This window comes from Burkholderia sp. Bp9143 (assembly GCF_003853645.1).
Classification (GTDB): Bacteria; Pseudomonadota; Gammaproteobacteria; order Burkholderiales; family Burkholderiaceae; genus Burkholderia.
Genome location: NZ_QTPO01000026.1, coordinates 98,030 through 110,752 on the forward strand (window position 1 = coordinate 98,030; position 12,723 = coordinate 110,752).

The 12,723-nt window shown below is 64.8% G+C and carries 11 protein-coding genes and 1 pseudogene; 4 read left to right on the plus strand and 8 right to left on the minus strand.

The annotated features are described in order from the left end of the window. Positions 1-4: 4 nt before the first annotated feature. From DIE23_RS20635 to DIE23_RS20655, 5 genes are all read right to left on the minus strand, one after another. Positions 5-943, minus strand: coding sequence for a glycosyltransferase family 2 protein (locus tag DIE23_RS20635; protein WP_124613822.1), 939 nt, complete (start codon positions 941-943; stop codon positions 5-7). Between the two features lie 10 nt (positions 944-953). After that, on the minus strand, positions 954-2,540 hold the full coding sequence (locus DIE23_RS20640; RefSeq protein ID WP_124613823.1) for a DHA2 family efflux MFS transporter permease subunit: 1,587 nt from the start codon (positions 2,538-2,540) through the stop codon (positions 954-956). Continuing rightward, complete coding sequence (locus DIE23_RS20645; protein WP_124613824.1) at positions 2,537-3,820, minus strand: glycosyltransferase; 1,284 nt, start codon at positions 3,818-3,820, stop codon at positions 2,537-2,539. Before DIE23_RS20645 ends, DIE23_RS20640 begins: the two co-directional genes overlap by 4 nt. A 17-nt stretch (positions 3,821-3,837) precedes the next feature. Beyond that, entirely contained in the window at positions 3,838-4,407 is a 570-nt protein-coding gene (locus DIE23_RS20650; RefSeq protein WP_124613825.1) for an isoprenylcysteine carboxylmethyltransferase family protein, read from the minus strand. Positions 4,408-4,474: 67 nt separating this feature from the next. Next, positions 4,475-5,377 carry an alpha/beta fold hydrolase gene (locus DIE23_RS20655; protein ID WP_124613826.1) on the minus strand — a complete coding sequence of 301 codons (903 nt, stop codon included), beginning with the start codon at positions 5,375-5,377 and terminating at the stop codon, positions 4,475-4,477. Positions 5,378-6,096: 719 nt separating this feature from the next. On the opposite strand from DIE23_RS20655, the gene betI reads away from it, so the two are divergent. The 4 genes from betI (at position 6,097) to DIE23_RS20675 (ending at position 10,248) form a co-directional block, all read left to right on the plus strand. Then, on the plus strand, positions 6,097-6,681 hold the full coding sequence (gene betI / locus DIE23_RS20660; protein ID WP_124613827.1) for a transcriptional regulator BetI: 585 nt from the start codon (positions 6,097-6,099) through the stop codon (positions 6,679-6,681). A gap of 32 nt (positions 6,682-6,713) precedes the next feature. Beyond that, complete coding sequence (gene betB, locus DIE23_RS20665) at positions 6,714-8,183, plus strand: betaine-aldehyde dehydrogenase (RefSeq protein ID WP_124613828.1); 1,470 nt, start codon at positions 6,714-6,716, stop codon at positions 8,181-8,183. Between the two features lie 22 nt (positions 8,184-8,205). Beyond that, positions 8,206-9,906 carry a choline dehydrogenase gene (gene betA / locus DIE23_RS20670; protein WP_124613829.1) on the plus strand — a complete coding sequence of 567 codons (1,701 nt, stop codon included), beginning with the start codon at positions 8,206-8,208 and terminating at the stop codon, positions 9,904-9,906. A gap of 126 nt (positions 9,907-10,032) precedes the next feature. Continuing rightward, positions 10,033-10,248, plus strand: coding sequence for a SymE family type I addiction module toxin (locus DIE23_RS20675; RefSeq protein WP_124613830.1), 216 nt, complete (start codon positions 10,033-10,035; stop codon positions 10,246-10,248). Between the two features lie 30 nt (positions 10,249-10,278). Here DIE23_RS20675 and DIE23_RS20680 read toward each other — a convergent pair whose 3' ends face one another. The 3 genes and pseudogenes from DIE23_RS20680 to DIE23_RS40260 all read right to left on the minus strand — a co-directional run. After that, positions 10,279-10,554 carry an immunity 53 family protein gene (locus DIE23_RS20680; RefSeq protein ID WP_124613831.1) on the minus strand — a complete coding sequence of 92 codons (276 nt, stop codon included), beginning with the start codon at positions 10,552-10,554 and terminating at the stop codon, positions 10,279-10,281. A gap of 335 nt (positions 10,555-10,889) precedes the next feature. Next, positions 10,890-11,833, minus strand: a pseudogene (locus tag DIE23_RS40845) (RHS repeat-associated core domain-containing protein); the annotation flags it as partial. A gap of 241 nt (positions 11,834-12,074) precedes the next feature. Further along, on the minus strand, positions 12,075-12,723 hold a 649-nt coding region (locus tag DIE23_RS40260; RefSeq protein WP_260436123.1), incomplete at its 5' end, for an RHS repeat-associated core domain-containing protein.

Consider the following 12,723-nt stretch of genomic DNA (forward strand, 5'->3'; position numbering starts at 1 on the left):
GCCCTCACCCCTGCTGAATGCGCTGCGCACGCGCGGCCAAACGCGGCCGCGTGCGTTCGAGCGGGCCGAGCCGGCCGAACAGGCCGTCCGCGATGCCGAGCAGGATGCCGGCGAGCTTCGCGCGCTTGTCGCGTTCGACGAGCGCGATCTGCACGACCTGCCACATGGTCAGCAGGTTCGGCACGATCGCCACCGGAAAGCGCAGCCCGTACTGCATCCCGAGCTGCACCGCGTTACGCGCGCTGTAATAGCGCCGTTGCCACGAGTGATTCATCGACGTCATTTCGAAAGGACCGATCGCGTGCCGCTGCTTCGTGCCGATCCGGTGCGGCAGCACCAGCGACGGCACGACGTAGAGCGGCACGTTGCGCGCAAGCGCGCGAAAACTGTACTCGGTGTCGACGTGATCGATGAACAGCGTCTCGTCGAACCGGCCAAGTACGTCGAACGCGGCGCGCGACACGACGCAGCCCGACGAGATCAGGAATGCGCAGCGCTGCAGCGGCGTGCCCGGCTCGATGCGCAGGCGGCGCAACCCGATTCCGTTGGTCGCGAGCTCGGGCAGGAAGCTGCGCGCGTTCTCATCGAAGATGCGCGGACCGGCCAGGAATGCACGCCCCGCGAGCCCCGCGCAGACGTCGCGCATCGCCGGGAAATACGCGGCCGGCACCGACGAATCCTGATCGAACAGCGCAACGGCATCGACGTTGTCACGAAACAGCGCCGCGAGCCCCGCGTTGTACGCGCCCGCGATCCCGCCGCAATTGCCGTGATGCAGCAGCGCGATGCCTTCGCGATCGCACAGCTCATGCGCCCGCGCATCGGGCTGCGGCGTGTTGTCGACGACGAGCAGCGCGTCGCACGCGTGGCGCCACGCACCGAGCGCCGCGAGCTGCGCGTCGGTCGGGTGATACAGGATCACGAGTGCACCGAGTGTCGTCATGCCGCTCTCCTCAATGTCCGAACGAAGCCGCCGCGCCGCGCTTCGGCCGCGTCAGCCACATCATCGCGGCGAGCACGAGGCAGGTCATGCTCGCCATCCAGAACATGTCGCCCGTCGCCATCATGTATGCCTGCTGCATCACGACCTGGTGCAGCGTGGCGAGCTCGCGCACGCCGTCCACGCCCATCGCGTTCAGCGTATGCACGAAGCGATGCGTGTTCGCCGACGCGTGCGTGACCGATTGCGACACGACATCGTAGTGATAGGTCGCGCGGTTGTCCCACAGCGTCACGCTCATCGCGGTGCCGAATGCGGCGGACAGCGTGCGCAGGAAATTCGACAGGCTCGACGCGGCCGCGAGCCGGTCGTCCGGGATGCGCGACAGCGTCGCGGCCGTCAGCGGAATGAAGAAACACGGCAGCCCGATCCCCTGGATCAGCCCGGGCGCGGCGATCTGCGCGAACGTCATCTTCAGCGTGAAATGCGCGTCCCAAGCGAGCACGGCCGCGAACACGAGAAAGCCGAAGGTCGCGAGCACGCGTGCGTCGAAGCGATGCGCATGCAGGCCGACGAGAATCGAGAACACGAGCGCGAGCACGCCGAGCGACGCGGTGGCAAGCCCCGCGTGGAACGCGTTGTAGCCCATCACCGCCTGCATCCACAGCGGAAACACGACGCCCACCACCGAGAAGCTCATCATCCCGAGCGAGATGATCAGTACACAGAACGAGAACGTGCGGTCGCGAAACAGGCTCAGGTCGACGACCGGATGCGCCTCGCCCGCCTCCCAGATCAGCAACGACACGATCGCAAGCCCGGCGACCACCGCGAGCGTGACGATCAGCGGCGAATCGAACCAGCCCTTGTCGTGACCGAGATCGAGCATCGCCTGCAGCGAGCCAACGCCGATCACGAGCAGCACGATGCCCGGCACGTCGATCGGGCCGGCCGAGCCGCGCTGCGCGTCGGGGCGCAGCATCGCGGTGCAGACCGCGAATGAGAACAGCCCGATCGGCAGGTTGATCAGGAAGATCCATGGCCACGAGAAGCTGTCGACGATCCAGCCGCCGACCACCGGCCCGAAGATCGGCGCGAGCAGCACGGTCATCGCCCACAGCGCGAGCGCGACGGTGCGCTTGTCCGGTGGGAACGTGCGCAGCAGAATCGTCTGCGACAGCGGCACCATCGGCCCCGAGCACAGCCCCTGCAGCGCGCGGCAGACCACCAGCACGTGCAGGTCGCGTGCGAGCCCGCACAGCAGCGACGTCAGCGTGAACAGCAGCACCGCGCCGACGAACAGCCGCAGCTCGCCGACGCGTCGCGCGAGCCAGCCGGTCAGCGGCACCGCGATCGCGGCCGCGACCGAATACGAGCTGATCACCCACGTGCCCTGGCTGTTCGACACGCCGAGACTGCCGGAGATCGCCGGCACCGCGACGTTCGTTACCGTCGAGTCGAGCACTTCGATGAAAGTCGCGAGCGACAGCGCGAACGTCAGGAGCGCGAGCCGGGCGCCGCGCACCGGCGGCGCGGCGGGGGCGGGTTCGCTCGCATCGAAGGCGGCGGGCGTGTCCTGAAGCGACGATGCCGTGCTCATGCACCCGCCGTCGCGACGTCGGCCGGCGAGCTCGCGCGGCCGTGTTTCGGTGCAAGGCGCTCGATGAAATCGGCGGCCGCCTCGCAGCCGTCCGACGCAGCTTTGATCAGTGCGCGCGTGCGCTCCGCATACACGGCGAATTCGGGTTCGCCCAATACGCGCATGAGCGCCCCACCGAGACGCGCGCCGTCCACCGGACCATCGACGCGTACGCCCGCACCGCTCGCCGCGACGCGCTGCGCATTGTCGAACTGGTCGTGCGCGAACGGCGTCACGACCTGCGGGATCCCGGCCTCGAACGCGAGCGCCGCGGTGCCGATCCCACCGTGATGCACGAGCGCGCGGCAACGCGGCAGCAGCGCGCGCATCGGCACGAAGCGGCGCACCAGCAGCCGGTCGCCGTCCGGTGCCGCATCGTGCGGGCTCAGCAGGATGCCGCGCGCGCCGGTGGCGCGCAGCGCGTGCGCGACCGCACGCGCATACGCGACGTGATCGACGCGCGTCGACCCGGCCGTGAACACCACGGGCGGCTCACCGGCCGCGAGAAACGCGTCGAGCGCGGGATCGTCGTCGGGCACCGCGATATCGTTGAACAGCGGAAAGCCGCTTTGCAGAAGACGGGCCGGCCAGTCGCGCTGCGCCGGCGCGAACCAGTCCGGAAACAGGCACAGCACGCCGTCGGTCGAATGCAGCCAGCGCCCCAGCACGCGCCGCGCGGGCGCGAGCCCGAGGTCGCGTCGCACCGCATTGAGCGCCGGCCCGCAGACGCGGTCGAGCACCTGCCGCTCGATCAGCGTCATCAGCGCAGTCTTCACCGGCAACGGCCAGCGCGCCGGAATCGTCAGGCGCGGGTGCGTCGGCGGCACGTGCGCGGACAGCAGCGTCGACGGCGACACCTGCACCGACACGTACGGCGTGCCATGCAGCTCCTGCATGAAGCGTGCGGAAAACGCCCATAGCGTGCCGACCAGCACGGTATCGCGATCGGTCAGCGCGCGCAGCGCGTCGTAGTGCGGGCGCAGCACGGGCGCGATCACCTGCCACAGCGTGCGGAACGACGTGCGCGGATCCCACAGCGCCGGGTTCGCCATCGCGGCCTCGTACTCGGCCGCGGTGCCGACCGGCACGAACGCGAAGCCGCAGCGTCGCACGGCCGCCTCGAACGGCGGATGCGTGCAGAACACGACATCGTGGCCGCGCATCGCGAGCACGCGCGCGACGCCGAGCAGCGGATGCACGTCGCCCGCCGAGCCGATCGCGGTCACGATCACCTTCGCCATCGCGCGCCTCGCGGGGATCAGTAGAAGCCGGGGATCAGCGCCGCGACCTCGCGGCGGTACTGCGCGTATGCAGGCCCGAAATAACCGGTCAACCAGGTCTCCTCGACGCGCACCTTGTACGCGAGCGACGCGAACACGAGCGCGACGCCAAGCGCACCGCGCCACTCGCCGCCGATCAGCGCGGCGCCGACCAGCGCGATCAGGCAGCCGGTGTAGATCGGATGACGCACGAGACCGTACGGGCCGGTGCGAACGAGTTCGTGGTTCTCCTTCAGCGTGACGGACACGCTCCAGTTCGTGCCGAGATGCAGCCGCGCCCACACGGAGAACAGCAGCCCCGCGACGAGCACCGCAAGCCCGCATTGGGCCTGCATGCCGAAGCGCTGCCAGTCGGGCACGAGTGCCTGCCACGACGGATCGGGCAGGATGATCAGCGCGCCGCCGACGATCAGCGGAATCGACTGCAGCGTGCGCGAGCGCGACGCCTCCTTGCGCACGGTCGTCTTCACGGCCTGCGACGTCGCGATCCAGTAGGCGAGCCACGCGGCCCAAGGAACGACGATGGCGATGGTCTGAACGATATTCACGGCTGGCCTGCCTCGGGTGGAGAAGAATTCGGATGCGCCCGGTGTGCACGGTGCGCGACGTGCTGCGTCACGACGACATCGCCGGCATTGGCGCGGACACGCACGCGTGTGCGGCGCCGAGCGCGATGCCCGCGGCAACGGGCGGCGCGTCGCAGAAGAAGTCGAGCAGCGCCGCACGCGTGGTCTCGCGCTGCGCGCGGCCTTCGATGTCGAGGAAATGGCCGGCGTCGGGGATCGTCGCGAAGCGTGCGCGCGGCACGTGCACGCCCAGCTGGCGAACGTCGGCCGGCGTCGTGTATTCATCGCGCTCGCCGTTCAGAAACAGCAGCTCGCAGCCGATGTTCGAGAACTCGCTCAGGTAGCGCTCCGGCTGCAGCGACAGGATCTGGTCGACGTGGAACGCGACCTGGTCCTGCTCGTCGCGCGGCAGGCGCGTCAGGTAGCGGTAGTTGTACAGCTTCATGATGCGCGGCAGGTAGCGGCCGACCGTATCGTTCAGCAGCTGCGCGGCCTTCAGGTTCTCGCCGGCCGCGATGTGGTCGCGGGCGCGCGTCACGTAGTCGACCATCGCGTCGTTCAGGAACGGCGAGAACGAACAGATCGCCGCGCGCCGCACGCTCGGGCAGCCGCGCGCGAGCGCGAACAGCGACGCCACGCCGCCCCACGACACCGACACGAGAAACGCCGGCGCGAAACGCTCGACCAGATGCTGGAGGATCGCGGCCTCGTCGTCCTTGGTCAGGATGAAGCAGCCGGGATTGTGCTGGCGCGACTGCCCCGCATACGGCAGGTCGAAGCAGATCGTGTTCATCCGCTCGCCGAGATACTGGACCGTCTGCCCGAACGAGGCGGTCGTCGCGAGCGCGCCGTTGACGAGCATCGCCGTGTCGAACGACGGATCGAACACGTTCCGTTCGACGTAGACCTTCAGACCATTCGGTAGCGGCACCACGTGTTTTTCGGTCGGCATCGTCGTTCTCCGGTGGATGCGGCGTCTCGGCGTCGCGGCATGCTGCAGGTGCGCAATGGCTGGCGCCGGCCGTGTCGCGGTCGGTGGCCGCGCCCATTGCCGACGCACCGCGGCAAATATCCGCGGCGCCGATTCATTCCTCGTAATGCGGCGCCATACTAATACGGGCAATATTACTTACTCAAGTCATTCCAACGATCCCCTCTACTCCACCCGGAAATACGACCGATTCAAATTTTTCTCGTAATTTTTATGGTATGCAGAATCGGATGCAACGCCATCGCAATCGTTTGCGAGCGAGCCGCCAAATACGCACAATCATGCGTAATTTTATTTATAATCAATGAGATAAGACATTTCAATCACCCGATTGAAACGGATTTCCATAAATTACCCATCTCGGTGCCGAGCATTCGGATTTTCATATTTCGGCAATTCTCACACAACTCGACATTCTTTCGACGTGTAATAAATCGAATCCGGAAACTTTCGCAATCATTGCATCATCTTTTCCGGAACCGTTTTAAACAAACTTCAAATTATTTAACATCCTTTCGATTCTTTTTTCCGCATCTGCACACGCGCGGCGGAACATCGCCAACGTCCTCCGGCGCACCGATTCACCGTCGGACCCCGATTTTTTATTGATTGAACGATCAATAAAAAATCGCTAAGCTCTCGACTTCCAGGAACGGCCCGTCCGGGCGAAGGAGTTCGCGATGCCGAAAGTCGGAATGCGGGAGATTCGTCGCGCACAGTTGATCGACGCGACGCTGCGCTCGATCGACGAAGCCGGCCTGCCCGGCACGACGCTCGCATCGGTCGCGCAACGCGCGAACATCTCGACGGGCATCGTCAGCCACTACTTCGGCGACAAGGACGGCCTGCTCGAAGCCACGATGCGGCACGTGCTGCGCGATCTGTGGACAGCCACCACACAACGCCGCGTCGCCGCACGCAAGGACCCGCGCTCGAGGCTGCGCGCGATCGCCGCCGCGAACTTCGACGACACGCAGGTCAGCGCGCCCGTGATGAAGACCTGGCTCGCGTTCTGGTCGCAGAGCATGCACGACCCGATGCTCAAGCGCCTGCAGCACGTCAACACGCGGCGCCTCCATTCGAACCTGTGCGCGGAATTCGCCAAGGCACTGCCGCGCGCGAAAGCACGGGAAGCCGCCAGCGGCCTCGCCGCGCTGATCGACGGCCTGTGGCTGCGCGGCGCACTCGCCGGTGGCCCGATCGACACCCGGGCTGCACTGAAGCTCGCCCACGATTACATCGACCTGCTGCTCGCGTCCGACTGACGCGTCACGCAGTCGCCAACCAGGAGATACTCATGTCCGTATACGGTTTGCAGCGCCTCTACATCGGCGGCGGTTACGTCGACGCCACCAGCGGCAAGACTTTCGACACCTTCGATCCCGCCACCGGCGAACTGCTCGCGCAGGTGCAGCAGGCGAGCGCGGCCGACGTCGACCGCGCGATCGCATCGGCGCAGGAAGGCCAGCGCGAATGGGCCGCGATGACCGCGATGCAACGCTCGCGCATCCTCCGGCGCGCGGTCGACCTGCTGCGCGAACGCAACGACGACCTCGCGGCGATCGAAACGCGCGACACCGGCAAGCCGATCGGCGAGACGCTCGCGGTCGACATCGTCACCGGCGCGGACGTGATCGAGTACTACGCGGGCCTCGCGACCGCGATCGAAGGGCTGCAGGTGCCGCTGCGCGCCGAGTCGTTCGTCTATACGCGCCGCGAGCCGCTCGGCGTGTGCGCGGGCATCGGCGCATGGAACTACCCGATCCAGATCGCATGCTGGAAGACGGCACCGGCACTCGCGGCCGGCAACGCGATGGTGTTCAAGCCGAGCGAAGTCACGCCGCTCACCGCGCTGAAGCTCGCGGAAATCTATACGGAAGCCGGCGTGCCGGCAGGCGTGTTCAACGTCGTGCAGGGCGACGGCTCGGTCGGCGCACTGCTGACGGGCCACCCCGACATCGCGAAGGTGTCGTTCACCGGCGGCGTCGAAACCGGCAAGAAGGTGATGTCGCTGGCCGGCGCATCGTCGCTGAAGGAAGTGACGATGGAACTCGGCGGCAAGTCGCCGCTGATCGTGTTCGAGGATGCCGACCTCGACCGCGCCGCCGACATCGCGGTGACCGCCAACTTCTTCAGCTCCGGCCAGGTCTGCACCAACGGCACGCGCGTGTTCGTGCACCGCTCGGTCAAGGACGCGTTCACGCAGCGCGTGCTCGAACGCGTGAAGCGGATTCGCGTCGGCAAGCCGACCGATGCCGACACCAACTTCGGTCCGCTCGTGTCGGCCGCGCAGCTCGACAAGGTGCTCGGCTTCATCGACAGCGGCAAGGCCGAAGGCGCGAAGCTGCTCGCGGGCGGCACGCGCCTGACCGACGGTCACTTCGGCAGCGGCCAGTACGTCGCGCCGACCGTGTTCGGCGACTGCCGCGACGACATGAAGATCGTCCGCGAGGAGATTTTCGGGCCGGTGATGAGCATCCTAGATTTTGAATCGGAGGACGAAGTGATTGCCCGCGCGAACGACACGCACTATGGCCTCGCGGCCGGCGTCGTGACCGAGAACCTGTCGCGCGCACACCGCACGATCCACCGCCTCGAAGCCGGCATCTGCTGGATCAACACGTGGGGCGAATCGCCGGCCGAGATGCCGGTTGGCGGATACAAACAATCCGGTGTCGGACGCGAGAACGGCATCACGACGCTGGAACACTACACTCGAATCAAGTCGATACAGGTCGAGCTCGGCCGCTACAACCCGGTGTTTTGAGAACGATAGGAGATACCCCGTCATGACGACACGCGAATACGACTACATCATCTGCGGCGCCGGTTCCGCGGGCAACGTGCTCGCGACGCGCCTGACGGAAGATCCGAATGTCACGGTGCTGCTGCTCGAAGCGGGCGGCCCCGACTACCGCTTCGACTTCCGTACGCAGATGCCGGCGGCGCTCGCCTATCCGCTGCAGGGCCGTCGCTACAACTGGGCCTACGAGACCGACCCCGAGCCGCACATGGACAACCGCCGGATGGAATGCGGCCGCGGCAAGGGGCTCGGCGGCTCGTCGCTGATCAACGGGATGTGCTACATCCGCGGCAACGCGCTCGACTACGACAACTGGTCGACGCACAAGGGGCTCGAGAACTGGACGTATCTCGACTGCCTGCCGTACTTCAAGAAAGCCGAAACGCGCGACGTCGGCCCGAACGACTACCACGGCGGCGACGGCCCCGTGTCGGTCACGACCAGCAAGCCCGGCGTGAACCCGCTGTTCGAGGCGATGGTCGATGCGGGCGTGCAGGCCGGCTATCCGCGCACCGACGACCTGAACGGCTATCAGCAGGAAGGCTTCGGCCCGATGGACCGCACCGTCACGCCGAAGGGCCGCCGCGCGAGCACCGCGCGCGGCTACCTCGACCAGGCGAAGGTGCGGTCGAACCTCGAGATCGTCACGCACGCGCTCGCCGACCGCATCCTGTTCGACGGCAAGCGCGCATCGGGCGTCACGTACCTGCGCGGCAGCGAGCGCTCGACCGCGCATGCGCGCCGCGAAGTGCTCGTGTGCAGCGGCGCGATCGCCTCGCCGCAACTGCTGCAGCGTTCGGGCGTCGGCCCCGGCGCGTGGCTGAAGGAACTCGACATCCCGGTCGTGCTCGACCTGCCCGGCGTCGGCCAGAACCTGCAGGATCACCTGGAGATGTACATCCAGTACGAGTGCAAGGAGCCGGTGTCGCTGTATCCGGCGCTCAAGTGGTGGAACCAGCCGAAGATCGGCCTCGAATGGATGCTGAACGGCACCGGCCTCGGCGCGACCAACCACTTCGAGGCGGGCGGCTTCATCCGCACGCGCGACGACGATCTGTGGCCGAACATCCAGTATCACTTCCTGCCCGTTGCGATCAACTACAACGGCTCGAACGCGATCGAGATGCACGGCTTCCAGGCACACGTCGGGTCGATGCGTTCGCCGAGCCGCGGCCGCGTGAAGTTGCGCTCGCGCGACCCGAACGACCATCCGAGCATCCTGTTCAACTACATGGCCGAAGCGCTCGACTGGCGCGAGTTCCGCGATGCAATCCGCGCGACGCGCGAGATCATGCGGCAGCCCGCGCTCGACCGCTATCGCGGCCGCGAGCTGAACCCGGGCGCCGACTGCAAGAGCGACAAGGAACTCGACGCGTTCGTGCGGGCCCGCGCGGAAACCGCGTTCCATCCGTCGTGCTCGTGCAAGATGGGCTATGACGACATGGCCGTGGTCGACGAGGAAGGTCGCGTGCACGGGCTGGAAGGGCTGCGTGTCGTCGATGCGTCGATCATGCCGATCATCACGACCGGCAACCTGAACGCGCCGACGATCATGATCGCGGAGAAGATCGCGGACAAGATCCGTGGCCGCAAGCCGCTTGCACGTGTCGATGTGCCTTACTTCGTCGCGAATGGGGCAATGGCGCGGAATATCGCGAAGGCGGTGCGGCGGCCGGAAACGGTGTGACGGAATCTAGCGCGCTGTCCAGTTTTTGGCGTATGCGATGAAAACGCCGTCGACGGTAGAACATGTTCGCCCGTCACGGAACGCTTCATCGCGATGCAGCGCAAGCGCGACATCGGTCGTTAGGGAATGAGGGCCATCCATGACGAGAGCTGCGAGCCGCTACACCTCTGGCTCAAGATCGCCGGCCGCTGGCTGACACACGATGTCGGCTTCCACGCCGGACAGAAGCTCCTCGTTCACGTCGAACACGGCGAGCTCATCATTACCGCTGCGCAGATCGCTCCCGTAGGGACGCAATCCGAGCAGATCACCATCTCCCCGGATCGCCGCCAACCTTGCTAACTACAAGGGCCGCAACTGCGGCCCTTGTAGTTACTGAAGCCAATCCATAGCAAGCTTCAGAATTTCCTGCAAATTACCAGGACCGCCGTATCCGATGAACTCCGTTTCGGTGGCGCTTATCCTGATCCAATCCTCGTCGTCACGCTCAATGTTGATATCAGTCGGTCTCCTGACTGAAGCACCATTTATCTTGACCCTCCAGCCCGGGTTGTCGATATTGACAATTTCCACACCATAAGAGTGCTCCCAAACGTCATTGCATTGGGATGTATACCAGCGCTGCAACGCAGCTATTAAATCGCTCATTTGCACAGCCCTTTTCGCCTTGCCAGCTCCCTGGCCACTCGAACATCTTGCTTGGTCGCCGCCCTTGTAACCTCTGTCTTCTTCGACGTAGTCACCTGACCATTTGGCCCGACATTTATTTTCCGAGTCTGGACATGCGGGGTCGTAATATCGACACCAGTAGCTTTGTCGAAATGTGATGCCCCTTGCAAATCGATGTGGCCCTGTGTCGTCGGTGTAGAGAATGTCACTGAATTTTGGTTGATCTGCCCGGAAAGCTCACGAGCCATCTCCTCCTCATTTTTCGGCCCACGGGACGTATAGTCATTGCAACTTGGCAAGCACTTCGCACAATGCTTCGACAGCCCCAACGGATCAATCCAGCCAACCGGATTCGGCGCGTACTGCCATGCATTCAGCCCACCTGCCAACCCGATCGGGTCCTTGCTAATGAACCGCCCACTATTCGGATCGTAATACCGATACCGGTTGTAATGCAGCCCCGTCTCACGATCCCAATACTGCCCCGCAAACCGCAGCGGATTCGCGATCCCGGCCTTGCGCCCCGCCTCGCCGATCACCTCCCGCGCTTCACCCCACGCCCGGTAGCGTGCCGACCACGCAACCTCCCCCGCCTCGTCCGTCAACTCCTGCGGCGTGCCGATCTGATCACAATGGTAGTACGCCAGCGACCCAATATCCCGTGCCTCGTTCTCCCCATCCTCCAGCACCGCCGGCCCCGTCACCCGCAACAGCGGCGTGAAGCTCCACGGTTCGTACACGTAGTGCGTCGTCTCGCGTTTGTCCCACGACGTCTCGTACGCCAGCGTATCCCCGTCCCACCCGTACAGCGTCAGCCTTACCCGTGCTCCTGCTTCAGCCGCTGGCGCTCCGCGTCGAGCCAACCGCTACCCGCGCCCACCGCCGCCAGAAGCGACACCTGCGGCTCGGTCAGCTTGACGATCCGCCGGCCCAGCGTGTCGTACACATACGTCGCCTGCATGCGAGAGCCGCTCGCCGTCACCATCCGGTCAAACGTGTTCCAGCCGAACGTCATGTGCTCGCCGTTACGCTTGCGCTCCGTCAGGTTCCCGCGCTCGTCGTACATGTAGTGCGTGCCCGCGTACTCCTTCAGCAGGTTGTCCAGCAGCGGCGTCGCCTCTTTGCCGCCCAGCACACCGATGCCGTGCTCGTCGCGCTCCGTCGCCGTCACGATGTTGCTCGCCGGATCGAACGCGAACGTCTCCACATCCACCGACGACTGCGCGCGCGTGAGCCGGCCGATCGGATCGTACGTGTACTGCAGCTCACTGCGCTGCAGGTAACAAGGGGCCGCGACCCTTGTTTGAAAGGCGTTTAAATTCGGCTTGCGAACCGATTAAGTATCGCTGCTATTTCCATAGCCTCCGACTCCGAAAGCTCAACAGGATCGTTTTCAACTGTCGCTGCTTTGATATGGATAGACGTCCCCTGCTCAATCCATATTCGGACAGTTCCGTCGCTTGTTTCGAAATAATCTTTCTCATATTTACCTTGCATTGCTATTCACCTGTAGTAGGGAAGTGTGGGTTTCCATCATTCGGCGAAACCACCTTGACCTTGCCAGTCGGATCATATGCATGCACATGATCCACTGCCGCTTTAGGATCATCATACGGTAGCCCAGTTGACGGATCAGTGTGACCTCGGTCCAACCGCAAACGCTCTTTCCCAGTGCACGGGCATTTCCATTTTATTGGCGCACCCGTCGCATCCGATTTGGCGAGAACGAGATCCTTGCTCTTCGCGAGAGCACGAATTTCGGTACGAGTCTTATTCGTAATATCTGCTGCCGTTATCGTTGGTGGAGTTGTACTCGTTAGCCCCAACGGATCAATCCAGCCAACCGGATTCGGCGCGTACTGCCATGCATTCAGCCCACCTGCCAACCCGATCGGATCCTTGCTAATGAACCGCCCACTATTCGGATCGTAATACCGATACCGGTTGTAATGCAGCCCCGTCTCACGATCCCAATACTGCCCCGCAAACCGCAGCGGATTCGCGATCCCGGCCTTGCACCCCGCCTCGCCGATCACCTCCTGGGCTTCACCCCACGCCCGGTAGCGTGCCGACCACGCAACCTCCCCCGCCTCGTCCGTCAACTCCTGCGGCGTGCCGATCTGATCACAATGGTAGTACGCCAGCGAC

What these genes read in the sequence shown, in the direction of transcription:
- DIE23_RS20635 (WP_124613822.1), bottom strand. Translation starts at nt 943, where the DNA reads ATGACGACACTCGGTGCACTCGTGATCCTGTATCACCCGACCGACGCG.
- betB (WP_124613828.1), top strand. Translation starts at nt 6,714, where the DNA reads ATGTCCGTATACGGTTTGCAGCGCCTCTACATCGGCGGCGGTTACGTC.
- DIE23_RS20645 (WP_124613824.1), bottom strand. Translation starts at nt 3,820, where the DNA reads ATGGCGAAGGTGATCGTGACCGCGATCGGCTCGGCGGGCGACGTGCAT.
- DIE23_RS20675 (WP_124613830.1), top strand. Translation starts at nt 10,033, where the DNA reads ATGAGGGCCATCCATGACGAGAGCTGCGAGCCGCTACACCTCTGGCTC.
- betA (WP_124613829.1), top strand. Translation starts at nt 8,206, where the DNA reads ATGACGACACGCGAATACGACTACATCATCTGCGGCGCCGGTTCCGCG.
- DIE23_RS20640 (WP_124613823.1), bottom strand. Translation starts at nt 2,540, where the DNA reads ATGAGCACGGCATCGTCGCTTCAGGACACGCCCGCCGCCTTCGATGCG.
- betI (WP_124613827.1), top strand. Translation starts at nt 6,097, where the DNA reads ATGCCGAAAGTCGGAATGCGGGAGATTCGTCGCGCACAGTTGATCGAC.
- DIE23_RS20655 (WP_124613826.1), bottom strand. Translation starts at nt 5,377, where the DNA reads ATGCCGACCGAAAAACACGTGGTGCCGCTACCGAATGGTCTGAAGGTC.
- DIE23_RS20680 (WP_124613831.1), bottom strand. Translation starts at nt 10,554, where the DNA reads ATGAGCGATTTAATAGCTGCGTTGCAGCGCTGGTATACATCCCAATGC.